The sequence below is a fragment of the Pseudomonas sp. W4I3 genome (assembly GCF_030816195.1).
Lineage (GTDB): Bacteria > Pseudomonadota > Gammaproteobacteria > Pseudomonadales > Pseudomonadaceae > Aquipseudomonas.
On record NZ_JAUSXS010000001.1, the window covers coordinates 2409203 to 2432189 of the forward strand.

General features: G+C 59.3%; 27 protein-coding genes. 14 read left to right on the forward strand and 13 right to left on the reverse strand.

Going from position 1 to position 22987, the window contains the following annotated elements; translation table 11 throughout:
* Positions 1-89: 89 nt before the first annotated feature.
* Positions 90-398, forward strand: a complete 309-nt coding sequence (locus tag QF045_RS11085; RefSeq protein ID WP_306492225.1) for a class I SAM-dependent methyltransferase — start codon at positions 90-92, stop codon at positions 396-398.
* Positions 399-415: 17 nt separating this feature from the next.
* On the opposite strand, the gene QF045_RS11090 is transcribed toward QF045_RS11085, so the two are convergent.
* Genes QF045_RS11090 through QF045_RS11100 form a run of 3 tightly spaced genes read right to left on the reverse strand, consistent with a single transcriptional unit; the run spans position 416 to position 3819 of the window.
* The gene (locus tag QF045_RS11090; protein WP_306492226.1) at positions 416-2155 is read right to left on the reverse strand and encodes a Gldg family protein; all 1740 of its coding nucleotides are present in this window, start codon (positions 2153-2155) and stop codon (positions 416-418) included.
* Positions 2156-2170: 15 nt separating this feature from the next.
* The gene (locus QF045_RS11095; RefSeq protein WP_306492227.1) at positions 2171-2896 is read right to left on the reverse strand and encodes an ABC transporter permease; all 726 of its coding nucleotides are present in this window, start codon (positions 2894-2896) and stop codon (positions 2171-2173) included.
* Positions 2893-3819 (reverse strand): ABC transporter ATP-binding protein, encoded by a 927-nt coding sequence (locus QF045_RS11100; RefSeq protein WP_306492228.1) that lies wholly within the window; start codon positions 3817-3819, stop codon positions 2893-2895. The genes QF045_RS11095 and QF045_RS11100 overlap by 4 nt, the downstream gene beginning before the upstream one ends.
* A gap of 238 nt (positions 3820-4057) precedes the next feature.
* Between QF045_RS11100 and QF045_RS11105 the strand changes: the two genes are divergently transcribed.
* Positions 4058-5062 carry a hypothetical protein gene (locus QF045_RS11105; RefSeq protein WP_306492229.1) on the forward strand — a complete coding sequence of 335 codons (1005 nt, stop codon included), beginning with the start codon at positions 4058-4060 and terminating at the stop codon, positions 5060-5062.
* 125 nt (positions 5063-5187) lie between these two features.
* Positions 5188-5661, forward strand: coding sequence for a transcription elongation factor GreB (gene greB / locus QF045_RS11110; protein ID WP_306492230.1), 474 nt, complete (start codon positions 5188-5190; stop codon positions 5659-5661).
* Between the two features lie 46 nt (positions 5662-5707).
* Here greB and QF045_RS11115 read toward each other — a convergent pair whose 3' ends face one another.
* Together QF045_RS11115 and QF045_RS11120 are read right to left on the reverse strand one after the other, a co-directional pair.
* Complete coding sequence (locus QF045_RS11115; RefSeq protein WP_306492231.1) at positions 5708-8218, reverse strand: ABC transporter permease; 2511 nt, start codon at positions 8216-8218, stop codon at positions 5708-5710.
* Positions 8218-8901, reverse strand: coding sequence for an ABC transporter ATP-binding protein (locus QF045_RS11120; protein WP_065885127.1), 684 nt, complete (start codon positions 8899-8901; stop codon positions 8218-8220). The genes QF045_RS11115 and QF045_RS11120 overlap by 1 nt, the downstream gene beginning before the upstream one ends.
* A 10-nt stretch (positions 8902-8911) precedes the next feature.
* Here QF045_RS11120 and QF045_RS11125 point away from each other — a divergent pair, with 10 nt between their 5' ends.
* The 3 genes from QF045_RS11125 to QF045_RS11135 all read left to right on the forward strand — a co-directional run bounded on the left by QF045_RS11125 (position 8912) and on the right by QF045_RS11135 (position 10916).
* Positions 8912-9517 (forward strand): arylesterase, encoded by a 606-nt coding sequence (locus QF045_RS11125; RefSeq protein WP_306492232.1) that lies wholly within the window; start codon positions 8912-8914, stop codon positions 9515-9517.
* A 58-nt stretch (positions 9518-9575) separates the two neighbouring features.
* Positions 9576-9869 (forward strand): hypothetical protein, encoded by a 294-nt coding sequence (locus QF045_RS11130; protein ID WP_057722836.1) that lies wholly within the window; start codon positions 9576-9578, stop codon positions 9867-9869.
* A gap of 81 nt (positions 9870-9950) precedes the next feature.
* Positions 9951-10916 carry a L,D-transpeptidase family protein gene (locus QF045_RS11135; protein WP_306492233.1) on the forward strand — a complete coding sequence of 322 codons (966 nt, stop codon included), beginning with the start codon at positions 9951-9953 and terminating at the stop codon, positions 10914-10916.
* A gap of 262 nt (positions 10917-11178) precedes the next feature.
* Here QF045_RS11135 and oprI read toward each other — a convergent pair whose 3' ends face one another.
* Complete coding sequence (gene oprI / locus QF045_RS11140) at positions 11179-11430, reverse strand: outer membrane lipoprotei OprI (protein ID WP_003172710.1); 252 nt, start codon at positions 11428-11430, stop codon at positions 11179-11181.
* Positions 11431-12041: 611 nt separating this feature from the next.
* Between oprI and QF045_RS11145 the strand changes: the two genes are divergently transcribed.
* A complete protein-coding gene (locus tag QF045_RS11145; protein WP_003233387.1) occupies positions 12042-12323 on the forward strand; it encodes a GNAT family N-acetyltransferase in 282 nt (93 codons plus the stop codon).
* A gap of 74 nt (positions 12324-12397) precedes the next feature.
* Here QF045_RS11145 and QF045_RS11150 read toward each other — a convergent pair whose 3' ends face one another.
* Both QF045_RS11150 and QF045_RS11155 read right to left on the reverse strand, forming a co-directional pair.
* Positions 12398-13474, reverse strand: coding sequence for a 3-deoxy-7-phosphoheptulonate synthase (locus tag QF045_RS11150; RefSeq protein WP_016975370.1), 1077 nt, complete (start codon positions 13472-13474; stop codon positions 12398-12400).
* A gap of 131 nt (positions 13475-13605) precedes the next feature.
* Complete coding sequence (locus QF045_RS11155; RefSeq protein ID WP_306492234.1) at positions 13606-14040, reverse strand: PilZ domain-containing protein; 435 nt, start codon at positions 14038-14040, stop codon at positions 13606-13608.
* Here QF045_RS11155 and QF045_RS11160 point away from each other — a divergent pair.
* From QF045_RS11160 to cysB, 5 genes are all read left to right on the forward strand, one after another.
* Complete coding sequence (locus QF045_RS11160) at positions 14039-14425, forward strand: thioredoxin (RefSeq protein WP_306492235.1); 387 nt, start codon at positions 14039-14041, stop codon at positions 14423-14425. The genes QF045_RS11155 and QF045_RS11160 overlap by 2 nt on opposite strands.
* Positions 14422-15384, forward strand: coding sequence for a putative 2-dehydropantoate 2-reductase (locus QF045_RS11165; RefSeq protein WP_306492236.1), 963 nt, complete (start codon positions 14422-14424; stop codon positions 15382-15384). The genes QF045_RS11160 and QF045_RS11165 overlap by 4 nt, the downstream gene beginning before the upstream one ends.
* 15 nt (positions 15385-15399) lie before the next feature.
* Positions 15400-16317 carry a 5'-nucleotidase gene (locus QF045_RS11170; protein WP_306492237.1) on the forward strand — a complete coding sequence of 306 codons (918 nt, stop codon included), beginning with the start codon at positions 15400-15402 and terminating at the stop codon, positions 16315-16317.
* Positions 16318-16383: 66 nt separating this feature from the next.
* Positions 16384-16890 (forward strand): universal stress protein, encoded by a 507-nt coding sequence (locus QF045_RS11175; protein ID WP_306492238.1) that lies wholly within the window; start codon positions 16384-16386, stop codon positions 16888-16890.
* Positions 16891-16987: 97 nt separating this feature from the next.
* Positions 16988-17962, forward strand: coding sequence for an HTH-type transcriptional regulator CysB (cysB, locus tag QF045_RS11180; protein WP_306492239.1), 975 nt, complete (start codon positions 16988-16990; stop codon positions 17960-17962).
* A 61-nt stretch (positions 17963-18023) separates the two neighbouring features.
* On the opposite strand, the gene QF045_RS11185 is transcribed toward cysB, so the two are convergent.
* Both QF045_RS11185 and QF045_RS11190 read right to left on the reverse strand, forming a co-directional pair.
* Positions 18024-18506 (reverse strand): transcription elongation factor GreAB, encoded by a 483-nt coding sequence (locus QF045_RS11185; RefSeq protein WP_306492240.1) that lies wholly within the window; start codon positions 18504-18506, stop codon positions 18024-18026.
* Positions 18507-18508: 2 nt separating this feature from the next.
* A complete protein-coding gene (locus QF045_RS11190; RefSeq protein WP_306492241.1) occupies positions 18509-18880 on the reverse strand; it encodes a hypothetical protein in 372 nt (123 codons plus the stop codon).
* 133 nt (positions 18881-19013) lie between these two features.
* Between QF045_RS11190 and earP the strand changes: the two genes are divergently transcribed.
* Complete coding sequence (gene earP / locus QF045_RS11195; protein ID WP_306492242.1) at positions 19014-20147, forward strand: elongation factor P maturation arginine rhamnosyltransferase EarP; 1134 nt, start codon at positions 19014-19016, stop codon at positions 20145-20147.
* Between the two features lie 49 nt (positions 20148-20196).
* Positions 20197-20769 carry an elongation factor P gene (locus QF045_RS11200; protein WP_017734414.1) on the forward strand — a complete coding sequence of 191 codons (573 nt, stop codon included), beginning with the start codon at positions 20197-20199 and terminating at the stop codon, positions 20767-20769.
* 65 nt (positions 20770-20834) lie between these two features.
* Here the strand turns inward: QF045_RS11200 and QF045_RS11205 are convergent, their stop codons facing one another.
* The 3 genes from QF045_RS11205 to QF045_RS11215 form a co-directional block, all read right to left on the reverse strand.
* Positions 20835-21851 (reverse strand): alpha/beta hydrolase, encoded by a 1017-nt coding sequence (locus tag QF045_RS11205; RefSeq protein ID WP_306492243.1) that lies wholly within the window; start codon positions 21849-21851, stop codon positions 20835-20837.
* A gap of 27 nt (positions 21852-21878) precedes the next feature.
* Positions 21879-22298 carry an organic hydroperoxide resistance protein gene (locus tag QF045_RS11210; protein ID WP_306492244.1) on the reverse strand — a complete coding sequence of 140 codons (420 nt, stop codon included), beginning with the start codon at positions 22296-22298 and terminating at the stop codon, positions 21879-21881.
* A 176-nt stretch (positions 22299-22474) separates the two neighbouring features.
* Entirely contained in the window at positions 22475-22927 is a 453-nt protein-coding gene (locus tag QF045_RS11215) for a MarR family winged helix-turn-helix transcriptional regulator (protein WP_306492245.1), read from the reverse strand.
* Positions 22928-22987 lie beyond the last annotated feature (60 nt).

Below are 22987 nucleotides of genomic sequence, written 5' to 3' on the forward strand. Positions count from 1 at the left end.
CAGTAGGCACGGTTCGAAATACCGCTAAAGCGCTGGTTCGGTGTTGCCTCTCACCTGCCCGCAGACTTTTGAGGTAGAGACACGACACGATGAATGCACCACGCCCCCTGATACGCCTGGCCCCGATCACTGCGGACCTGACTCAACGCAACCCGAAAATCCTCTTGGGCGGCAAGCACCAGCCAACGCTGCTGCGTTACCTGGATGGCTGGCCCCGTCGTACTGGACGGCCTTCGGCGTTCTTGATCCAGTTCGTGGAAGACGGTGACTCCCTGGCGCGTTTCGCCAATAACAGCTTTGACCTCGCCGTGATCCAGGCCCCGAGTGCAGACAATGCCGAAGAGGTGATTCGCCAACTGACGCGTATCGCACGGCAAGGGCTGATTGCCCGTCGCTGATTCGCTGCGCGACGTGTTCAGCTAAACGCTGCTGGCGGCCATCGGCGTCGACACAAGCAGCGATAACGTACAAAGGCTATCAAGCACAGGACCAGCGGGACCGTCGCGATCATCAGCAGTTTGACAGTGCGTTCGAAGCGCTGCAGCGGTGCATAGGCTTGAGTCTTTAGGACGTGGAGTTCCATGGGCAGGCGCAGGCGCTCCTTGTTGAGCGCTTGCAATTGGGTATCGGTGTCCACGGCCTGGGTGCCCAAGCGAGGAGCCTGCGGGTTCATTCGCTGCCAGGCTTGCTCGGTCTGCTCACGTCGACGTTCTAGTTCTGCAGCCTGTTCCCGATAGGCCTGTGCAGCGGCTTCACGCATGGGCTCGAGGGTGCTGAGTGGACGCGACGTGATGCGCGGGCGAATGTTCGCAAGTTCTGCGGGAGCCGCCAGGTTATCCAACGTGTTCAACACGAACCGCAGGTTGCCATTGGCGGTTATCTGGCTGACAGCGTCTGCCAGTATGTCGGTATCGGCGACCACCACTACTTCGATCCGCGTGGCTTTTTGTAAGCCTGGCTGCTGCCCCCCGACACCGTCAGGAAATGCCGAAAAGGCCGGTCCCTCGATCCGCGCGGCGATCACATGGCGCTGACCTGCAGTGGACGCTTCTTCCATGAGCGATTCGAACTGCGTTGCGCAAGCGAAACGCGCCGCGTCCAGCAGCGCAGACTGTCGCGAGCTTTGGAGCAGCGGGGTGAATGTCGTCCGGCTTTTGCGCGTGCGTAACAGCGCACCGCTGCTTGATACGCTCAGGCTGTCCAGTTTCCAACTGCTGACGTCGTGCGCCGTCATGGCCTGTCGTGGCAGTTTCAACCTGGCTGGGTGCAAGACCGTGGGCATGCCTGGGCCGAGCGAGGCCGAGGAGGCGTAAAGACTGTCAACCAGCAGCTTGTTCGCGGGCATCCGAATGCCCCATGTGGCCAACAGACCATCGAACATGGAATCCACCGATAGGCTTTCAGTCTCCATCTCGCTCACCGGGTCGATAAAAATCATCAGCTTGCCGCCGTTCAAGACGAACTGCTCGATGGCAAACAGGGTGTGTTCGGCCAGCGCACGTGGCTGCACGACCATCAAGCTGTCTATCGATGGAGGGATCTGGGTGATGTTGGAGGCTAGCTCCACCAGGTTGAAATGCCCGCGCGTCTGTTCCATCAGTCGCTCGGCGGAATCATTCAACGGCAACCCGGACAACAGGCCGACGGTGGGAGGTTGAGGGCGCATCAGTTTATAGATCAGGTGGCTGATTTGATATTCAAGCAACGGCTCGTCGTCGGGGTTGAAGGCTTCGATGCGGTGCGTGCCCTGGCCGGCACGCGTGCCTATGAGGCCAAGGTATCCCTGTGTGTCATCCAATCCAAACAAGCTGGCTTTGTAGGCATCCTCTGAAAAGGGGACGGGATCGATAATGTGCAGGTTGATCATTCCGTCGGCGGCTGCTTCGAATTCCTGGAGTAAATCTTCAATGCGTTGGCCGAAGCGTTTCAGGATTCGGCTTTTGTTTGGCGCAGTAAGCGAGTTGAAATAATACAGGTCCAGCGGGCTTTCAAGCGTCTCGAGCAGTTGCCGCGTCGGTGGCGATAAGGTATGAATTTTCTGTTGTGAAAAGTCCCAGCGGATATCGGGTAATTTGTTTATCCAGACCAGATTGAATGCGAGGAACAGTAACGACATGACGATCAACGTCATGCCCACACGAAGAGCGGATCGCATCAGCGACTTTCCTTCTCAGCTGTTTTTATAGTTGAGTGTGACAATGGTTGCAGAGAGAAAAGCAAAGATCATGCTGATAAAATATAAGCCGTCATGAAGTGTGATTTTGCCGTTATCCATAGAACTGAATCGAGCAATCGGGTCAAGTTTCATCATGCTGTCGACTATCCAGATCGGTGCCTGATGTTCAAGTGCATCCATGACTGAAAAAAGTCCGCTGAGGGTCAGTAGCAAGCCCATCGTCAACAGGAAGATAACAACGCGCTGGTGCGTGAGGGCGCAGATAAAACAGCCGACAGACAAGTAACTTCCCGCCAGCAGCCAACTGGCCAGAAATTGTGACGCGATCACCCCGTCATCCGGCGTTCCAAGATAATGGGCGGCAATCACCAGGGGGAAATTCAACAACAGAGCAACGCTGCATACCACCCAGGCTGCCAGGAATTTTCCGATCACTCGTTCTGTTGATGTGATGTGCAGGGTTTTCAGCATGTTGGAGAAGCTCGTGCTGTGTTCGTCAGACCACAAGTGCATTGACAGGCCGGGTATCAGCAGCAGATAGAGCCAGGGGTGCAGCTCGAAAAAAGCCTGCAGGTCACTGCTGTCTCGCTCCATCCACTGGTTGCTGTGCAACCCAAGTGCCGCGCATAGCACAAGGAAAACCGCCACGCTCAGATAGGTGCTGGGGGTGCAGGCATAGCTGGCGAGTTGGCGTTTGAAAATGAGTGGCAGCAGTCTCAAGGGGATACCTCGTGGCTCAGATGATGAACGACATCGTTCAGGCGACCTGGCTCTATATGCAGTGACGTTATGTTCCAACCGCGATGGGCGATGAGTGAGTTGATGGCGGGAAAGACCGCGTGCCCGGGCATGGCCAGAACCGTTACTTTGCCTGGGTTTTGCCGGTCTTCTTCGATGCCGGCGACCCCAGGCAAGACCGCCAGAGCGAGCAGATCCAGAGGTGGATCCGCTGCGAGCGTCACTGCCTGGAAGTGCCGGGAGCTGCGCTGCAAGTCCTGCAGCGAAGAGTCGGCCATCAGTCGCCCATTTGCGATGACCAGAGCGCGGGTGCAAATGTCGGACAGCGAGTCGTAATGGCGAGAGGCAATGATGACGCTCATTTCTTCGCTCAAGGACTGAACGAGCGCCCTGAATTTAAGCCGCTGCTCGGCATTCAACCCTTCGGTTGGCTCGTCCAGCAGAAGCACGCTGGGGGAGTGCAGAATGGCTTGTGCAATCGCGACTCTGCGCTTCAAGCCAAGGCCGAGTACATCGACGGGGCAGTTGAGCACGGGGTGTAGCTCCAGTCGCGTGGCGACCCGGTCCACATGCCTGCGTTTTTCAGCGCCGCTGAGCCCTCGAGCGGCGGCGACAAAGTTCAGGATGCCTGTGACCGACAGCGTGTGATGGCTTATGCCCCCTTGAGGCTGGTAGCCCACGGCTTGCCTGGCGATAACTGGATGGGCTTGGGTGTTGAAACCTCCAATACTGACGTGCCCACTGGTGGGCCTGGTTATGCCGCAGATCAAATTCAGCAACGTTGTTTTACCAGCGCCATGCTCTCCAAGCAGTCCCACGCATTCCTGGCGTTGGGCACAGAATGAAAAGTCGCTGATCACGCTTTTTTTGCCCAGGTACTTCGTCAGGTTGCTGACCTCAATCATAGGATTACCGAATCAATTGGACGGTGCTTGAGTAAAGTTTCGTCGTATGTAGCGCTGCGTTAAAAAGATTACGTTTAATACCTGTGCTTGGGAACGCTGGGTGCATTTAATAAGTAAAGTCCTACGTTTGAATTGATTACGCCCTGAAACAATTGTTGTGTTTGAAGTACTTAATAATGGTCGGATGTTGGTCTGATATTTATATAAGGTTTTCTTTTTTCATTGAGGCCCGATTGCCATGATGCTTCTACGTACCCTTGTTCTTGAGCGCAGCGGCGAGGATGCTCCGGTCAACGGCGCACTGCTGTGTGGATTCGCTGTCGAGCGCACTGCCTCCAACTTCCTGGTGTATAGCCTGGATGAAGAAGCTGAACCGGGTCACTCCAGGGTGTATATCGCGGCGCTGCGCAAAAAGCTTGAGCGTTACTTTCTAGGTGGGGTCGAATCCAAGGAAGACCTGCAAGTAGCAATGCAAGTTTTCAAGCAAATTCTGATGATGGCGGCGGCGCCAGGCAATAAGGAAGGTGCCAGCGCGGAGTCTCAGGTTCCGTTTCACTTCATTGATTTGAAAGGCTGCAGGTTGCCGCCGGCCAGGCCCGAAGACCATCACTCAGTGATCGTCAAGAAAGCGCTGGTGATGAAGGTGATTACGTTGGGCATGTCGGCCCCCGCTGCGCCCGCGATTGAAAGCAGTGCCGTCATCGTGCCGTCCATTCGCTTTTCATCGCAAATGGTTGCTCCACCCCGAGGCAAGAGCCGGCCAACGTCCGCCCCGCCGCCTGGGGACGAAGACAGTGTTGAACAGCAACCCCATTCCCAGGTGACGGTCCCCGAGGTCGCGCAGGAGCCAGCCGAACCCCGGGAGCCGTCTGCTCAGCCAGAACATGTCGAAACCCAGTCTGTTGCCGTCTCGGCGAAGGCAGATACTTCCATGCTCGAGATAGACAGTACGCTGAGCAACCTCGCAAGGGTTGCCCACGAACTGACGCAAAAAAAACAGGCAGTCATCGAGCGCGAAGAGATGCTCGAGCAGTGGCAGGCTCGACTGCAACAACAGCAGACTCAGCAGGATGAAGAAAACCGAACGTTGGAGCAACGCCATTCACGTCTGCAGGAGCAAGCGCTGGAGGTGAGTCAAAAAACCGAAAACATGGCGCGGATGATGTCGCAGCTATCGTTGATGCGACAGCAGCTGCAAGGCGCGCTGGTTGAACTGGATCAGGTCCTCGAGGGGCAGGGCTGAGGCGAGGAGTCAGTCGACCTGGATACTTTGTCCCGTTGATTTATCATCGATCCCCACCAGCCGGCGCCGGGGTATGATGCCCTGGTCTGTCGACACTATTGGACATTGCCTGGGGATATGCGCGTTTGAGTACCAAGCTGATTACCAAAGAAGGCCACGAAGCGCTGAAAAAGGAGCTGGACTACCTTTGGCGTGAGAAGCGCCCGGACACCACGCGCAAGGTTACGTGGGCAGCTTCCCTGGGAGATCGCAGCGAAAACGCGGATTACCAGTACAACAAAAAGCTGTTGCGTGAGATCGATCGGCGGGTGCGCTACCTGCGCAAGCGCCTCGAAGATATGCGCGTGGTGGAGTACATGCCCGAGCAGGAGGGCAAGGTATTCTTTGGGGCATGGGTCGAGGTCGAAAACGATCAGGGCGAGACCAAGCGTTTTCGCATTGTGGGTTATGACGAGATCTACGACCGGATGGATTACATTTCGATCGACTCACCCATGGCACGTGCGCTGCTGCGCAAGGAGGTGGACGATGAAGCGATCGTGCAGACCCCGGGCGGCGAGGTGTGCTGGTGGATTACCCGGATTGAATACGTGAAGTAGCAACGGATGGCCCTTGCTCTGAATGGAGCAAGGGCCATCCGTGTTTTCAGCCCTCGCGCAGCACCGTCAGCGGGCTGGCGTTCAGCGCACGGCGTGTACCGAACACTCCGGCGGCGCCTATCAGCAGCGCACCGATCACCGGCAGCAGCAATAGCCAGGGGTGAGGGTGCCAGGCCAGATCAAAGGCGTAGCGGTACAGCACCCAAGTCACCAGCTCAGTCCCCAGTGCCGCCAGCAATCCACTGACCGCCCCCAGCAGGCCGAACTCGATGCGCCGAGCCTTGACCAGCAGTCTGCGCTCTGCGCCCAACGCACGCAGCAGCGCACCTTGGCGAATTCGCTCATCCAACGTGGCCTGCAAGCCGGAAAATAGCACGGCCATGCCTGCTGCGAGCACGAACAGCAGCACGTATTCCACCGCCAAAGTCACCTGGGCGAGGATGCTGCGCAGTTGTTCCAGCAAGGCCTCGACCTGCAGGATGGTAACCGCCGGGAAGGCTCGGGACAGGTCGACGATCTGCTGGTCATGCCCAGGGGCCAGGTAGAAGCTGGTCAGGTAAGTCGTCGGTAAGTCCTTCAAGGTGCCCGGTTGGAAGATCATGAAGAAATTGGGCTGGAAGTTATCCCAGTTGATGGTCCGCAGGCTGGTGACCCGAGCCTCGCGATTCTCGCCGCCGATGGTGAATACCAGATGGTCGTTGAGCTTGAGCTTCAGGCTTTCAGCCACCTTGGCTTCCACCGATACCCCGGGAATCTCATCGCCCGGTTGCGCCGTCCACCAGGTGCCTGCCGTCAGTACGTTGCCTGGGGGTAAGTCGGCGGCCCAGGTCAGGCTCAAGTCCCGTTGTACGGCGCGGTCGCCGCTGGAGTCCTTGCTGACAATCTCTTGTACGGGTTCGCCGTTGATGCTGATCAACCGGCCGGGCACGACGGGATAGAGCGGAGCGGATTGCGCTTGAACCTCCAGAAGGCGGGCGCCAAAGGCGTCTTTGTCGGCCGGCAGGATATTCAGCGCAAAGTAGTTGGGCGCATCCTTGGGCAGCTGGTTCTGCCAGGTGTCGAGCAGCTCGCCGCGCAGCAGGGCGATCAAGCCCATGGATAACAGGATCAAGCCAAATGCCAGGGACTGTCCGGCTGCCGCCAATGGATGCCGCAGCAATTGTCCCAGGCCCAGCCTCCAGGGCAAGGAGGCGCGCGCCAGTAACCGACGCAGGCTTTGCAGTAACAACAGCAGCAACCCGCCGAGCATCAATGCTGCCACCACGCCACCGCCCAGTAACGCGAAGGTCAGTACCAGGTCTAGGCTCAGGCGCCACATGATCAGGCCCAGGGCAAAGAGAGCCGCCCCATACACCATCCAGGTGCTCGAGGGCATAGGCAGCAGGTCGCGACGCAATACCCGCAGCGGCGGCACCCGGCCCAGCGCGGCCAGTGGGGGAAGGGCAAAGCCGGCGAGGGCGACGAGCCCGGTGCCGATACCGGCAATGGCCGGCAGCAACCCACCGGGTGGTACGTCTGCGGGCAACAGGTCGTGCAGGAAGTAGAACAGGCCAAATTGCGCGAGCCAGCCGAGGAGGGCGCCGGCCAGGCTCGCCAACAGGCCCAATACGCTCAGTTGCAGGCTGAACAGCAGCATCGTTTCGCGTCGCGACAGCCCGAGGCAGCGCAGCAGGGCGCTGGCATCGAAGCGGCGGCTGGCAAAGCGGTTGGCCGACAGCGCCACGGCCACACCGGCCAGCAACACCGCCACCAGGCTGGCCATATTCAGGTAACGCTCGGCCTTGCCCAGGGCGCCGCCGATCTGCTGGTTACCATCGCGCGAGTCCTGCAGGCGTTGGTTGGCTGCGAGGCCCGGCTTGATCAGATCGCGATAGGTTTGCAGCGCCGTGCTGCCGGGAGGGGCGCGCCACAGTTCGCGGTAGCTCACGCGGCTGCCAGGCTGGACCACGCCAGTGGCGTCCAGGTCTGCCAGGTTGATCATCACCCTGGGCGTGAGGCTGTAGAAGTTGCCGGCGCGGTCGGGCTCGTAGGTGAGTAGGCGTGACAGGCGCAAGGTCTTCATGCCGACATCGATACTGTCGCCGACCTTCAGGTCCAGCGCTGTCAGCAGCCGTGCTTCCACCCAGGCTTCGCCGGGTTTGGGGCCACCGCCTGGGGTTTCGGCGCCAAAGGGTTCGCCCGTACTTTTGAGTTCGCCACGCAGCGGATACTGCTCGTTGACCGCCTTGATGCTGGAGAGCTGGATGCCGTTGTCCGCGGCGATAACGCTGGAAAACTCGACGATGCGCGCATGATCCAGACCCAGCTCGGTGCCGGATCTGATTTGCTCGGGGCGGGCCGGCGAGCTGCCTTCGAGCACCAGGTCCGCGCCCAGGAACTCGGTGGCGCGCAGCAGCATGGCGCCGTTGAGGCGTGCACCGAAGTAGCCGATAGCGGTACTGGCGGCCACGGCCACCAGCAGGGCGAAGAACAAGACGCGCAGCTCACCGGCGCGGGCATCGCGCAGTAACTGGCGCATGGCAAGGCTGAACAGACGTAACAGCGGCAGGCGTGCCATCAAGGCTCCAGGGGCGCGACCATCAGGCCGGCTTCAAGGCGGATCAGGCGTCGGCAACGATGGGCCAGGCGCTCGTCGTGAGTAACCAGTACCAGGGTCGTGCCGCTCTCTTTATTGAGTTCGAACAGCAGGTCGCTGATGCGCTCGCCGGTATGGCTGTCGAGGTTGCCGGTGGGTTCGTCGGCAAACAGTACATCCGGCTCGGCGGCGAACGCGCGGGCAATGGCGACACGCTGCTGCTCGCCGCCGGAAAGCTGGCGTGGTGAATGGGTCAGGCGCTTGCCCAGGCCGACGCGCTCCAACAGATGCGTAGCGCGTTCGCGGGCGTCCTTGCGACCGTCGAGCTCCAGCGGCAGCATGACGTTTTCCAGTGCATTGAGGCTGTCGAGCAGTTGGAACGACTGGAATACGAAGCCCACGTGTTCGGCGCGGATACGGGCGCGCTGGTCTTCGTCGAGGCTGCTCAGGGCTTGACCGGCCAGGGTGACTTCACCGCTGCTGGGCAGGTCCAGGCCCGCCAGCAGACCGAGAAGGGTGGATTTGCCGGAACCGGAGCTGCCGACGATAGCCAGGCTATCGCCCTTGTTCAGTTCCAGGCTCAGTTCGTGCAGGATAGTCAGTTCACCTTCCGCGCTGGGAACCACTTTGCTGAGGTTTCGCGCGGTGAGAATGCTTGCGCCCATGGAGAATCCGATGCGAATGTGGTTTTTGAGTGCTGGCCTGGCCTTGATGTGCATGGCCCAGAACGCAGCGGCGGGTACAGTCCTGATCGTTGGCGATAGTATCAGTGCCGGTTTCGGCCTGGATACCCGCAAAGGGTGGGTAGCGCTGCTGGAGCAACGGCTCAAGCAGGAGGGTTTTGACGATAAAGTGGTCAATGCGTCGATCAGTGGCGACACCAGTGCCGGAGGCCTCGCGCGGTTGCCTGCGGCACTTGCAGCGCATAAACCGGATGTGGTGGTGATCGAGTTGGGTGGCAACGATGGGCTGCGTGGTCAGCCGCCGGCGCAATTGAAACAAAATCTTGCTTCGATGGTTCAGGCGTCCCAGGACAGCGGCGCCAAGGTGTTGCTGCTGGGCATGCAGATCCCGCCCAATTATGGCAAGCGTTACGTCGACGCGTTCGCCAAGGTATTCGGCGAGGTGGCAGAGGAAAAAAAGGTACCGCTGGTGCCGTTTTTCCTGGAAGGGGTGGGTGGTCATCCAGACCTGATGCAAGCGGACGGCTTGCACCCGGCGGTCGCGGCGCAGGGCAAGTTGCTGGAAAACGTCTGGCCGACGCTAAAACCGCTGTTATGACGCTTTTCTACCGGCAGGCTTTCGGCTAAGGTGGCGCCCCCCCGATTTGGAGCCCCTGATGTCGCGTCCTGCCTGGTCCCTGTTTAACTATCAACTGATCGAGCCGGACGAGCAGCTGGATCTGTTCGCCTGCCAGGAAGTCCGGGTGCATCTGGTGGCGCGTCAATTGGAGCTGGGCGGCTCGATTGACCGCACGCTCTGCGGCACCTTGTTGCCGGCGCAACCGCTCTGGTCGTCGGTGGACCGTTCGATTTTCCAGGACCAGCGGTTGTGCCCGTTGTGCAGGGCCATCCTCGAGTCGCAAAAGCGCGGTACACCGCCGATCTGGCCAGAGCTGCGCTTCGAACTCTAGCGCGGGCGGCTTGATGCCAGCCCCGCGCTTCACGTATACAATCAGTCTTTTCCTACCGTCGTTCTGCGAAGGATTTTCCGGATGTTGTCGCGCCTCTCCGTCGTTACCTGCTGCCTGTCTCTCGCTGCGCTCTGTGCGGCAGGTTCCGCGCAAGCCTTGCAGTTGCCCTTGCCGCCGCCCGGTGAGGACATCGTCGGTCAGGTCCAGGTGATCAAGGCCAAATACGAAGACACCTTTGCCGACCTGGGCACTACGTATGACCTGGGTTATTCGGAGATGGTCGCCGCCAACCCTGGCGTCGATGCCTGGTTGCCTGGGGCGGGCACGGACATCGTGCTGCCGACACGTTTCATTCTGCCGCCGGGGCCGCGTGAAGGTATCGTGATCAACCTTGCGGAATACCGGCTCTACTACTATCCCAAGGGGCAGAACGTGGTTTACACCTTTCCTTTGGGGATTGGTCGTGAAGGCTGGGGATCGCCGATTGCCCACACCAGCATCATTGCGAAGACGCCGAACCCTACCTGGACGCCACCTGCCTCGATCAAGGCCGAACATGCGGCCAACGGTGATCCGCTGCCCAACGTGGTGCCGGCTGGCCCGGACAATCCGCTGGGTCCGTTCAAGTTCACCCTCGGTACGCCGGGTTATCTGATTCACGGCTCCAACATGAAATTTGGTATCGGCACGCGTACCAGCCACGGTTGTTTCCGTATGTTCAACAACAATGTGCTGGAAATGGCTGGCATGGTGCCAGTCGGCACGTCGGTGCGTATCATCAACGATGCGTACAAGTTCGGCAGCGCCGGCGGCAAGGTCTACCTCGAGGCCCATACACCGTTGAATGACGATGGCACGCCTTCGGTGGTCGACAAGCACACGGCGGTCATCAACGCCTTGCTCAAGCGTGAGGACCTGGCCAATAGCCTGCGGGTAAATTGGGACCAGGTACGTGATGTAGTCGCGGCTGAGGATGGCTTGCCGACAGAAATCGGTGTGCCGGGCGTCGCTCCGGTGGCTTCCAGCGCGCCGGTTGATTTTCAATAGACGCCCAAAGCTCTAATGCCAGTCAGTTAAGGCTTTTTGTAGGAGCGAGCTTGCTCGCGAAGAACTCAGGGCCGCCGCGTTTATCCAGAATGAAAGCGTTGCCTACACGTTTTTCGCGAGCAAGCTCGCTCCTACAGTGGCCCTCTTTCGCTTAACTGACCGGCATACCCCAAGCCCGCTCCTGCTGCCTGGCGCAGTAGATCCCAGGCAAAAAAAAGCCGACCCATAAATGGATCGGCTTGATAACAACCCCGAAGGATTATTACTTGCGGCTTGCTTTTTCAAGCATGCGCAGAGCGCGCTCGTTAGCTTCGTCAGCAGTCTGTTGTGCTTTTTGAGCAGCAGCCAGAGCTTCATCAGCTTTACGGTAGGCTTCGTCTGCACGAGCCTGGGAGCGAGCTGCTGCATCTTCCGTTGCAGTCAGACGAGCTTCGGTTTCTTTGGAGACGCTGCTGCAACCGGTGGCCAGAACTGCGGCCAGAGCCAGAGCAGAGAATTTCAGAACGTTGTTCATCGTGTTCCCCTTCAAGGACTTTCTATTAGATGGCTACTGTCTCAGGGTGAGCCAATAGCCGGCGTACATACTACCCATTACTTGTAGTAAGTAAACTGACGTTGCGCAAGAAGCAAAAAAATTCTCGCACCGAATCTATTTTGGCTAATCTTTTGAAGGTTTGTATAAAAGCTCGCCAGATTTTTTCATTCTGTCGAAGATTGGATCCAGGCTGAAAGCGCCGGCCCGCATGCGTCAAGCTGTGTGAATAAATGAAATTTTATATATGCAAGCTGGCACTTGCGCTGCGCTTGCTCGTCTCGCTTCAAGCATCTTTTGCTCATCTAGAGGTGACTTTAACAGCGCCAGTTCGTCTCAAGCTTCAACTGCCGGCAATGTTCAGGCTTTCGATCAACCGATGATCGAGACGCTTTCTATTAATCCACCCGCGGCAGGGGATGACGAGTGTGCCTTGAGCAATTGCTGGATTGGTGCCTACTATTCCCTACGTGCAGGTGTGAGCGCTCAGGGTTTTCTCGCTGTCGAAACCGGCACGGGGTGGCGTAGATGTTCCTTCGCCGGAAAAACATCGGTAAGGTAGGGTCAATATTCAAGACCCGCGAGGAGTAGTGATGAGCGAGGCGTTGTCCATCCACCATGACCAGGCTGGTCATCAGTTCGAGACCAATGTGGACGGTCATCGTGCCTATCTGACCTACATGGACCTCGGAAAGCAGACCCTGGATATCTATCGCACGTTTGTGCCCAACGCATTGCGCGGGCGGGGCATTGCCGCTGCGTTGACCGAAGAGGCATTGAAATTCGCCGAAGAGTCAGGCTACACGGTCATCCCGTCTTGCTCTTATGTGGAACGCTACATGGAGCGCCATCAGCGCCATGCCGCAAAGCTGTGAATCAACAGCCATAAAAAAACGCCGGGTTTAGCCCGGCGTTTTTGTGTGTGCCTGATTCACAGGCACGTATAGCTTCAGGTGCGTTTGCGTTTGGGCAATACGTCCTTGAGCTTGGCATGCATGCTGCGCAGGGTGTTCTCGGTAGCGGCCCAGTCGATGCACGCGTCGGTGATGGATACGCCGTACTGCAAGTCGGCCAGGTCTTTTGGAATGGCCTGGCAACCCCAGTTCAGATGGCTCTCGACCATCAGACCGATGATCGACTGGTTGCCTTCCAGGATCTGGTTGGCGACGTTTTCCATCACCAGCGGCTGCAGGGCCGGGTCCTTGTTGGAGTTGGCGTGGCTGCAATCAACCATGATGTTTGGCTTGATCTTGGCCTTGTTCAGCGCCTGTTCGCACAGCGCAACGCTGACCGAGTCATAGTTGGGCTTGCCATTGCCGCCGCGCAGTACCACGTGGCCGTAGGCGTTGCCCTTGGTCGTGACGATGGACACGCCGCCTTCCTGGTTGATACCCAGGAAACGGTGGGGGCTGGAAACCGATTGCAGTGCGTTGATTGCTACCGTCAGGCCGCCGTCGGTGCCGTTCTTGAAGCCCACGGCCGAGGACAGGCCGGACGCCATTTCACGGTGCGTCTGGGACTCGGTGGTGCGGGCACCAATGGCCGACCAGCTGATCAGGTCCTGCAGGTACTGCGGGGAGATCGGGTCCAGCGCTTCGGTAGCGGTGGGCAGGCCCATTTCCGCCAGGTCCAGCAGCAGCTGACGACCGATGTGCAAGCCGTCCTGGATCTTGAACGAGTCGTCCAGGTACGGGTCGTTGATCAAGCCTTTCCAGCCCACCGTTGTACGCGGCTTCTCGAAATAGACGCGCATCACCAGGTACAAGGTGTCGGACACTTCAGCCGCCAGCACCTTGAGGCGTTCGGCGTATTCGTGGGCGGCCTTGAGGTCGTGGATCGAGCAAGGCCCGATGACGACGAAGAGGCGGTGGTCGGTGCCGTCGAGAATGTCACGGATGACTTCGCGGCCCTTGGTGACGGTCTGCAGGGCAGCGTCACTCAGGGGGATTTCGCGCTTGAGCTGATCGGGCGTGATCAGGGTCTCGTTGGATTCAACGTTAAGGTCATTGATCGGTAAATCAGCCATCGTGTTACTCGTCAGGGTCACGGGTGCCGGCCGCCAGCCATCCCCGTGCGGCGGAGCACAGCATGATTTGAATGCAGGGGGGAGGAACCTTAGCGCGTAATACGGGCCCGCGACAATGGGCAAAGCCCGCTTTAATCCAGCACTGGCTGCACAATGGCCTCGTGGGAGTACTCACCAGCGTGGCGTGATACCCAATCGCGGGCCAAGGCTTCGAGTTGCTCGGGCGTGGCCTCGGCGGCTTCGTGCAGGCGGCAGTAGCGTTCGATCTGGCACACTTGCTCGCCCATTCGCGCGCCGAACAGGGCATGTTCATCGGTAAAACTGATGCCTATGCGATAACCGGCCTGCACTTTGCGGCACCACGCGACATAGCCTGGATAGCGGGCACTGGCGCCCAGCGAGGGGATATGCAGATCGACCGCAGTGCCAGGTTGCCAGGCGCGTGGCCAGTTGCAGGCGATGCCACCGCGGCCGATAGTGCGCAGGTGTTGGCGGGGCAGGGCAGGAGAGGGACGTTGGATCAACTCGACAGCGACATCATCAGGGTGAGGTAGAAAACGACCCATGTACACGGACTCCGAGCACCGTCCAATGGACGGCAGTGGCAGCAGTATAGTGAAGCAACTGGAATTGACCGATCTGGATATCGACCAGCAATTGCTGGGATTGCCGGGGTGTTCGCTGGTAGTGTTCACCAGTGTCGGGTGTTCCAGTTGCCGCTGGGCACGCCAGCAGTTACCGGGCTGGCGCTTGCCGGTGGACCGGCTGTGTTGGGTAGATGCCGGGCACAACGGCGGCGCGGTCGAACGTTACCAGATCTTTCATTTGCCCGCGTTGTTCCTCGTGTGCGAGGGTCAATTTCTTGGGCAATTACAGACAAGTCTTACGCAATCAGCGCTTATCGATGCCCTGAACCACGCACGGACACAAACCCCAGAGGAGTTGCCATGACTGCAATTGCACAGCCTTCGCCACGTATCGGCATCATCGGCACCGGCGCCATTGGCGGTTTCTACGGCCTGATGCTGGCGCGTGCCGGGTTCGATGTGCATTTTTTGCTGCGCAGCGAATACGCGGTCGTCAGTGAGCGAGGGCTGCGCGTGAACAGTAGCGTGCATGGCAATCTCCACCTGCACCCGGTGCAGGCGTATGCCAGCCCTGCCGACATGCCGCCGTGCGATTGGTTGCTGGTGGGCACCAAATCCACCGGCAACGCGGACCTGGCGCCGACCATCGCCCAGGTCGCGGCACCGGATGCCAAGGTGGTGCTGTTGCAAAACGGCCTGGACGTGGAAGACAGCCTGCGCGAGCACTTGCCGCCGTCGCTGCACTTGCTCGGTGGCCTGTGCTACATCGGCGTGCATCGCTCTGGCCCTGGCGTCGTCGAGCATCAAGCGCTGGGGCGGGTCAACCTGGGCTATCACAGCGGCACGGCGGCCAACGATCAAGCGCGCCAGCAGGCGATTGTCGAAGAAGGCGCCGGGCTGTTTCATCAGGCCGGCATTGAGTCTCAGGCCATGGCCAACGTGCATCAGGCCCGCTGGCATAAACTGGTGTGGAATGTCCCGTTCAACGGCCTATCCGTGTTGCTCGGCACAGGGACCCGCGCGATGATGGCCGACGAATCCAGCCGCGCACTGATCCAGGCGCTGATGGCCGAAGTGGTACAGGGCGCTGGCGCCTGCGGCCACGACATTCCGGCGAGCTACGCCGAGCAGATGTTCGCCATGACTGAAACCATGGACGACTACCTGCCCAGCATGTACCACGACCACGTGCATAAGCGCCCGCTGGAACTGGCGGCCATCTACGCCCGGCCGTTGGCCGCCGCCAAAGCGGCCGGCTGCGAATTACCGCGCATGCAGGCGCTTTACCAGGCCTTGAGCTTTATTGACCGGCACAATCGCTGATTCGGGGGCAAGCACATGGCGAAGGGATTGAGCGAAAAATTGGTGCTGGCGATTTCATCGCGGGCCTTGTTCGACTTGAGCGAGAGCCACACGGTCTACCTCGCCGAGGGGGTGGAGACCTATCGCAAGTACCAGATTGAGCACGAGGAGGAAATCCTTGAACCCGGCGACGCCTTCCCGCTGGTCAAGAAACTGTTGAGCCTCAACGCCAGCCTCGGGCGTGCCCGTGTCGAGGTGGTATTGGTGTCGCGCAACAGTGCCGATACCGGCCTGCGGGTATTCAACTCGATCCAGCATTACGGTCTGGATATTTCCCGCGCCGCTTTCGTCGGAGGGCGTAGTCCCTATCCGTATCTGGCCGCCTTTGGTTGCCACCTGTTTCTGTCGACCCATGCCGAGGACGTGCGCAGTGCCCTCGACGCCGGTTTTGCCGCGGCGACAATTCTGTCGGGCGGCCCCCGCCGGGCATCGAGCGAAGAATTGCGGATCGCCTTCGACGGCGATGCGGTGCTGTTTTCCGACGAGTCCGAGCGCGTCTACCAGGCTGGCGGGTTGGCAGCGTTCCAGGCCAACGAGCGAGAGTCGGCGCGCCAGCCGTTGCACGGTGGCCCGTTCAAGGGGTTCCTGGCCGCACTCAACCTGTTACAGCGCGAATTCGCCGATGAAGCGTGCCCGATTCGCACGGCACTGGTCACCGCGCGCTCGGCGCCGTCCCACGAGCGGGTCATTCGTACGTTGCGCGAATGGGATATCCGCCTGGATGAATCGCTGTTCCTGGGCGGCCTGGATAAATCCGCGTTCCTCGAAGCGTTTGCCGCCGACGTGTTCTTCGATGATCAGGCCGGCCATTGTGAAAGAGCCAGGGAAGTGGTGGCCACCGGGCACGTGCCCCACGGCATCAGTAATGAGTTGAAAATCCACAGCGACAGCTGAGCCGAACTGCCCAAGGCGCTGCTAAGCTCAGTTGATCTCCGCCATCCTGGCAGCCCAGGAGGTTCTATGATTCGTTCGATGCTGTACGCCACGGATCTTGGCTTGTATGCGCCGTACGTCATGCAACATGCCCTGGCATTGGCGCGAACGTTCAAGGCGGATTTGTATGTGGTTCACGTGGTGGAGCCCATCGGGCTGTTCGCTGAGTCGGTGTTGCAGAGCTACCTTGATGAAAAGGCACTCAGCGAATGGCAGAGCCAGGGGCTGACCACGGTCATGGCGACCATCGAGCAACGAGTGCTCGACAGCTTTCGCGAGGAGCTGGGGGACGGGGAGCAGGACCTCAAGTTGATTCGTTCGGTGCGCGTTATCCAGGGGGACCCTTGCGAGGTGATTCTCGACCAACTGCATAAACTTTCAGTTGATCTGTTGATCGTAGGAAGTCATAGCCATGCAAGCGCAGCGGCGACACCGCTTGGGCGTACCGCCGCACGGTTACTGCAGCTGGCGAGCGTGCCGGTTTACCTGGTGCCGTCGCTGCAACGTCGACGCAGTGATGATCGTGATCGGTAAAAAACGATAAAAAGTTCTAGATTTATATATCTTACCTTTAATATAGTTATATACCGTCGCTGATACCCGTGGCGTCTATCTGCTTTGAGGGATTCATATGAAGCTTCAACAACTGCGCTACATCTGGGAAGTGGCGCACCACGACCTCAACGTTTCCGCTACTGCTCAAAGCCTTTACACGTCGCAACCCGGTATCAGCAAGCAGATCCGCCTGCTCGAAGACGAGCTGGGCGTTGAAGTGTTTGCACGCAGCGGCAAGCACCTGACCCGCGTCACTCCGGCGGGCGAGCGCATCATCACCACGGCCGGCGAAATCCTGCGCAAGGTCGAGAGCATCAAGCAGATCGCCCAGGAATTTTCCAACGAGAAGAAGGGCACCCTGTCGATTGCCACCACCCACACCCAGGCCCGCTACGCATTGCCGCCGGTGATCCGCGACTTCATCAAGCAATACCCGGATGTGGCGTTGCACATGCATCAAGGCTCGCCGATGCAGATCGCCGAGATGGCCGCCGATGGTACCGTCGATTTCGCCATCGCCACCGAAGCCCTGGAGCTGTTCGGTGATCTGGTGATGATGCCGTGCTACCGCTGGAACCGTTGCGTGGTTGTGCCTCAAGGGCACCCCTTGGCCAAGTTGCCGAAGCTGACCCTGGAAGCGCTGGCGGAATTCCCGATCGTCACCTATGTGTTTGGTTTCACTGGCCGTTCGAAGCTCGATGAAGCCTTCAGCCACCGTGGACTCACGCCAAAAGTGGTGTTCACCGCAGCCGACGCCGACGTGATCAAGACTTACGTGCGCCTGGGCCTGGGCGTGGGGATCGTCGCCAAGATGGCGGTCGACACCAACCTCGATAAAGACTTGGTGGTACTCGATGCCAGCGAGCTGTTCGAGTCCAGCGTGACCAAAATCGGCTTCCGTCGTGGCACGTTCCTGCGCGGTTTCATGTGCGATTTCATCGAAAAGTTCGCACCCCACCTGACCCGCGAAGTGATGGCCAAGGCGATCCAGTGCCACAACAAGCAGGAACTCGAAGAGCTGTTCGACGGCGTTGAACTGCCGGTTCACTGATACGTTCAGGCGTAAGCTCGAACCGGTGCAGTGAGGCAGCCAGCTCCTTCACTGCACCGGTTTATTTGGCCTCGGTCACGGTGAAATATTGCCGAGTACCCGCCACCAGAACCTCTACCTCATCCTCGACATGCTTACCCAGCAGGCCCTTGCCCAAAGGCGAGCGCGGGGTGATCACGGTCACCGGCTGGCCGACCACATCGACCTTCAACCCTGCGGCATCCGGCGCCAGGAACAGCCATTGCTGACGACCGTTCTCGTCTTCCAGGCCTAACAGCGTACCGACTTCGATCCCGCGCTGATCGTCATACGCGCGCAACTGGAGATTCTGGCACAGCGCCAGCGCCTGCTTGATCTCTTCGACCCGTTTGGCCTGGCCGGCCGCCAGGTAAGACGCTTCCAGTCCCAAGGTGTCGTACTTGTTTTCAGCGATGTTCTCTTCGTGTGTCGCGGTCTCGTAGGCGGTCTGCGCGGCGCGCTGGGCAACGTCGAGGTCGGCGCTGAGTTTTTCCAGGATCAACTGGAGCACGGCGTGTTTATTCATGATCACTCATCGCAGAATTGCAGGACATTGGCTTTGGTTTTTTCATTCGGGGCGTTCTGGTCCTGTTGCAGCCAGAACTGGCATTTGGGGTTGGACAGGTTGCGCGCATTGTTTCGCGCCTGGTCCAGGGCTTGTTGCTGCGCCTGCTTTTGCAGGTTCTGCTGGTACTGCTCGAACATCCGGTTCGGCGGCTCCGGTACGACCACGGTCGGCTTGCCCAGTTGCTGCACCGCCTGGGCCACGGGTGCCAGGCTCTGCGGGAACAGGTAGCGCGATGCCAGCCAGGTGGTCAGCGCGATGGCGATAAACCCCAGCCACACACCTGCGGCGATGGCGAGGCAAAGCTTGGGCAGCGACAGCGAACGGTCAGACATGGTGGCCTCCTGGCGGGCTTTGACGGCATAGGTGGCGATTGTCGCACAGCCACTGTGCAGAATAATCGCGGTCAAGCCTTCTGTATCCGCGCATTTATGCGGACAATCGAGCCTTTGAGTCGTGGAGCCCGGAATGAAAGCCCGCTGGGATATTTTTTGCAGCGTCGTCGATAACTACGGCGACATTGGCGTGACCTGGCGACTGGCCCGGCAATTGGTTGCGGAGCACGCCTGTAATGTGCGCCTGTGGGTCGATGACCTGCGCGCTTTTGAGCGCATGTGCCCGCAGATCGATGTAAGCCTGGAGCAGCAGTGGCAAGAGGGTGTCAATGTGCGCTACTGGCCGTGCGAATGGTCGGCAACGCCTGCGGCCGATGTGGTGATTGCCGCGTTCGCTTGCCAGTTGCCACCCGACTATATGGAAGCCATGGCCGCGCGCGAACACACGCCGTTGTGGATGAACCTGGATTACCTCAGCGCCGAGGACTGGGTGGTGGGCTGTCATCGCTTGCCCTCGGTGAAGTTCAAAGGCGTGCAGAAGTACTTCTTTTTCCCGGGCTTTCGGCCCGGCACCGGCGGGCTGTTGCGTGAGGCCGGCTTGCTGCAACAGCGTCAGGCGTTTCAGCAGGATGGCGATGCGCAGCGACAATTCCTGCAAACGCTGGGCGTTTTTCCAGTCGCCGATGCGCGGCTGATCTCGCTGTTCGCCTATGAAAATGCCGGGCTCGGGAGCTGGCTGGATGTGTTGTCGACAGACGGGCGTGCCACTCATCTGTTGGTGCCGGAAGGGCGCATCCTGGGTGATGTGCAGCGCTGGCTGGGCGAGGAGGGGCTGACCGTGGGGGCTGTTCATCAGCGCGGGGCCCTGACTGTGCAAGTGCTGCCGTTCGTGCGCCAGGCGCAGTACGACCAGTTGCTGTGGTGCTGTGACATGAATGCCGTGCGTGGCGAAGACTCGTTCGTGCGCGCCCAGTGGGCCGGGCGCCCGTTGCTGTGGCACATCTACCGTCAGGACGAAGACATCCACCTCGACAAGCTCGAGGCGTTCCTGGCGCTCTACACCGCTGCGTTGTCGCCGGCGGCCAGGGCGGCGCTGATTGCACTCTGGCAAGCCTGGAACACCGAGGGCGATATGGCCCAACCTTGGAAAATGCTGCTGGAGCACTGGCCGGAACTCAATCGGCACGCACAAAGCTGGTGTCTGGAACAGGCCTTGCAGGCCGATCTTGCGACGGCGCTGGTACAGTTTTATGAAAGTTGGATATGATACGCCACCTTGATTTTTGTAAATCCCATCCAAATTTCGGATATATGCAATGAAAACTGGTAAAGAACTGAAACCCGGTACAGTGATCCGTCTCGAAAACGACCCTTGGCTGGTTCAGAAAGCTGAGTTCACCAAGTCTGGTCGTAACAGCGCCATCATGAAGACCAAGCTGAAGAACCTGCTGACCGGTTACAAGACCGAGATCGTCTACAGCGCCGATGACAAACTGGACGACGTGATCCTCGACCGCAAAGAAGCGACCCTGTCCTTCATCAGCGGCGACACCTACACGTTCATGGACACCACTGACTACACCATGTACGAGCTGAACGCTGAAGATATCGAAGCCGTTCTGCCGTTCGTTGAAGAAGGCATGGAAGACATCTGCGAAGCGATCTTCTTCGAAGACCGTCTGGTTTCCGTAGAGCTGCCGACCACTATCGTGCGTCAGGTTGACTACACCGAAGGTTCCGCTCGCGGTGACACTTCGGGCAAGGTGATGAAGCCTGCCAAGCTGAAAAACGGTACTGAGCTGGCTGTTGCTGACTTCATCGAAATCGGCGACATGATCGAGATCGATACCCGCGAAGGCGGTTCGTACAAAGGTCGCGCCAAGAAGTAATTCTGGCCCTGCCGTACGAATAGAAAAGCCCGACCATGTGTCGGGCTTTTTTGTGCGCGCTGTACTTACTTGAGGTGTTGCTTGAGCTCATCCGACGCTTGCAGCAAGGCGGAACGTACCGCGGGCACCTGGCTGACCACGTTGAGCAAACCGTAGTCGTGGATCATCCCGTTATAGCGCACTGCAGTGACCGGCACACCGGCCTGATCCAGCTTGCGGGCATAGGCTTCACCCTCATCACGCAACACATCGGCACTGGCGGTCTGCACCATCGCCGGCGGCAACCCCTTGAGTTGATCGGTGGTGGCTCGCAGCGGCGAAGCGTAGATCTCGGCGCGTTGCTTGGCGTCGGTGGTGTAGTTGTCCCAGAACCACTTCATCATGTTCCTGGTAAGGAAGTGCCCTTCGGCATATTGGTTATAGGACGCCGTGTCGAAGCTGGCGTCCGTCACCGGCCACAGCAGCAGTTGGAACTTGATCGCCGGTGTACCTTTGTCCTTCGCCATCAGGCTGACCACCGCGGCCATGTTGCCGCCGACGCTGTTGCCCGCGACCGCCAGGCGCGTGCCATCGACATTGAGCTCTTTGCCGTGTTCGGCCACCCATTTTGTCGCGCCGTACGCTTGGTTGATCGCCACTGGATAGTGCGCTTCGGGGGATGGCGTGTAGTTGACGAACACCGCTACAGCTCCCGAACCCACCACCAGATCCCGCACCAGGCGTTCGTGGGTTGGGTAATCCCCCAGCACCCAGCCGCCGCCGTGGAAGAACATGAACACCGGCAAAGTACCCTTGACCCCGGCCGGACGCACGATGGTCAGGTCCAGCGGCTGGCCGTCGACCTGGATGGTCTTCTGGCTTACGTCCGCCTTGGGCAGCGTCAGCTTCACGCCGGCCTGGGCACTCGTCAGCACCGCGCGGGCTTGCTGAGGCGTCAATTGCTCGATCGGCTTGCCGGTTCCGGCGTTCAGCGCATCCAGGAAACCCTGGGTGTTGTGCTCCACCTCACCGGTAGCGGCGAAGGCGGTGCTGATGGACAGGGCGAGCAGGCCGCCGGTGAGCGCTTTGGCAATGGTGTTCATGTTCTTCTCCGATCAGGGCTGCGAGGGTTAGACGGTTACGTGCAGACGCACATCGACGTTGCCGCGAGTGGCGTTGGAGTACGGGCAGACCTGGTGAGCGGCGTCGACCAGACTTTGCGCATCGTCCTGGGCCAGACCGGGCAGGCTGATGTGCAGGTCGATGTCCAGACCGAAGCCACCGGGGATCTGGCCGATGCCGACATGGGCAGTGATCGAAGCGTCGTCCGGGATTTTGCGTTTGTTCTGGCTGGCGACGAATTTGAGTGCGCCGATAAAGCAGGCCGAGTAACCGGCGGCGAACAGTTGTTCAGGGTTGGTGGCTTGGCCGCCAGCACCGCCCAATTCTTTGGGGGTGGACAGCTTGACGTTGAGGATGTTGTCGCTGGAAACAGCGCGACCATCACGGCCGCCGGTGGCGGTAGCTACTGCGGTATAGAGAGTTTGCATGGTGTCGTCCTCTTGGTGTTTGGCGCTAAATGTTTGCGCGCTAAGTAGTTGGTGAGGTGAATGTATAGCGCTAATGTTTAGCGCGCAAGATAAATTTATAAATATTTCTCGAGCCATGGGAAAACAATGTGGAAGGGGGCAAGCCCCCTCCCACATGTTCAGTATTTTTTGCTTCTTTAGATTGCGTTCTGCAGGTTGCTGCGCAGGGTAATCAGATCCGCCTGCAGCTTGCGCAATTGCTCCAATTCCAGCCCGCTGGCCCCCAGGATGCACTGAGGAATCCCCATCGCCTTGTCCTGCAAGGCCCGCCCGGCATCGGTCAATTCCACCACCACCACGCGCTCATCTTCGCGGCTGCGGGTGCGGCTCAGCAGGCCTTCGGCTTCCAGGCGCTTGAGCAGGGGCGTCAGGGAGCCGGGGTCGGTGAGCAGGCGATTGCTGATTTCGCCGACGGTCAAACCGTCTTCTTCCCACAGCACCATCATGGCCAGGTATTGCGGGTAGGTCAGGCCGAGCGCTTGAAGAAGCGGCTTGTACACCTTGGTCATCAGCAGCGAGGTGGAATGCAATGCGAAACACAGCTGGTTATCCAGCAGCAAGGATTCGCAGGGTGTGGGGTTCTTGCTCATGGGCGCGCCTCTAAAAAGCCTGTATGGACTGGAATCTAGCGGGCAAATCTTTAATGCGCC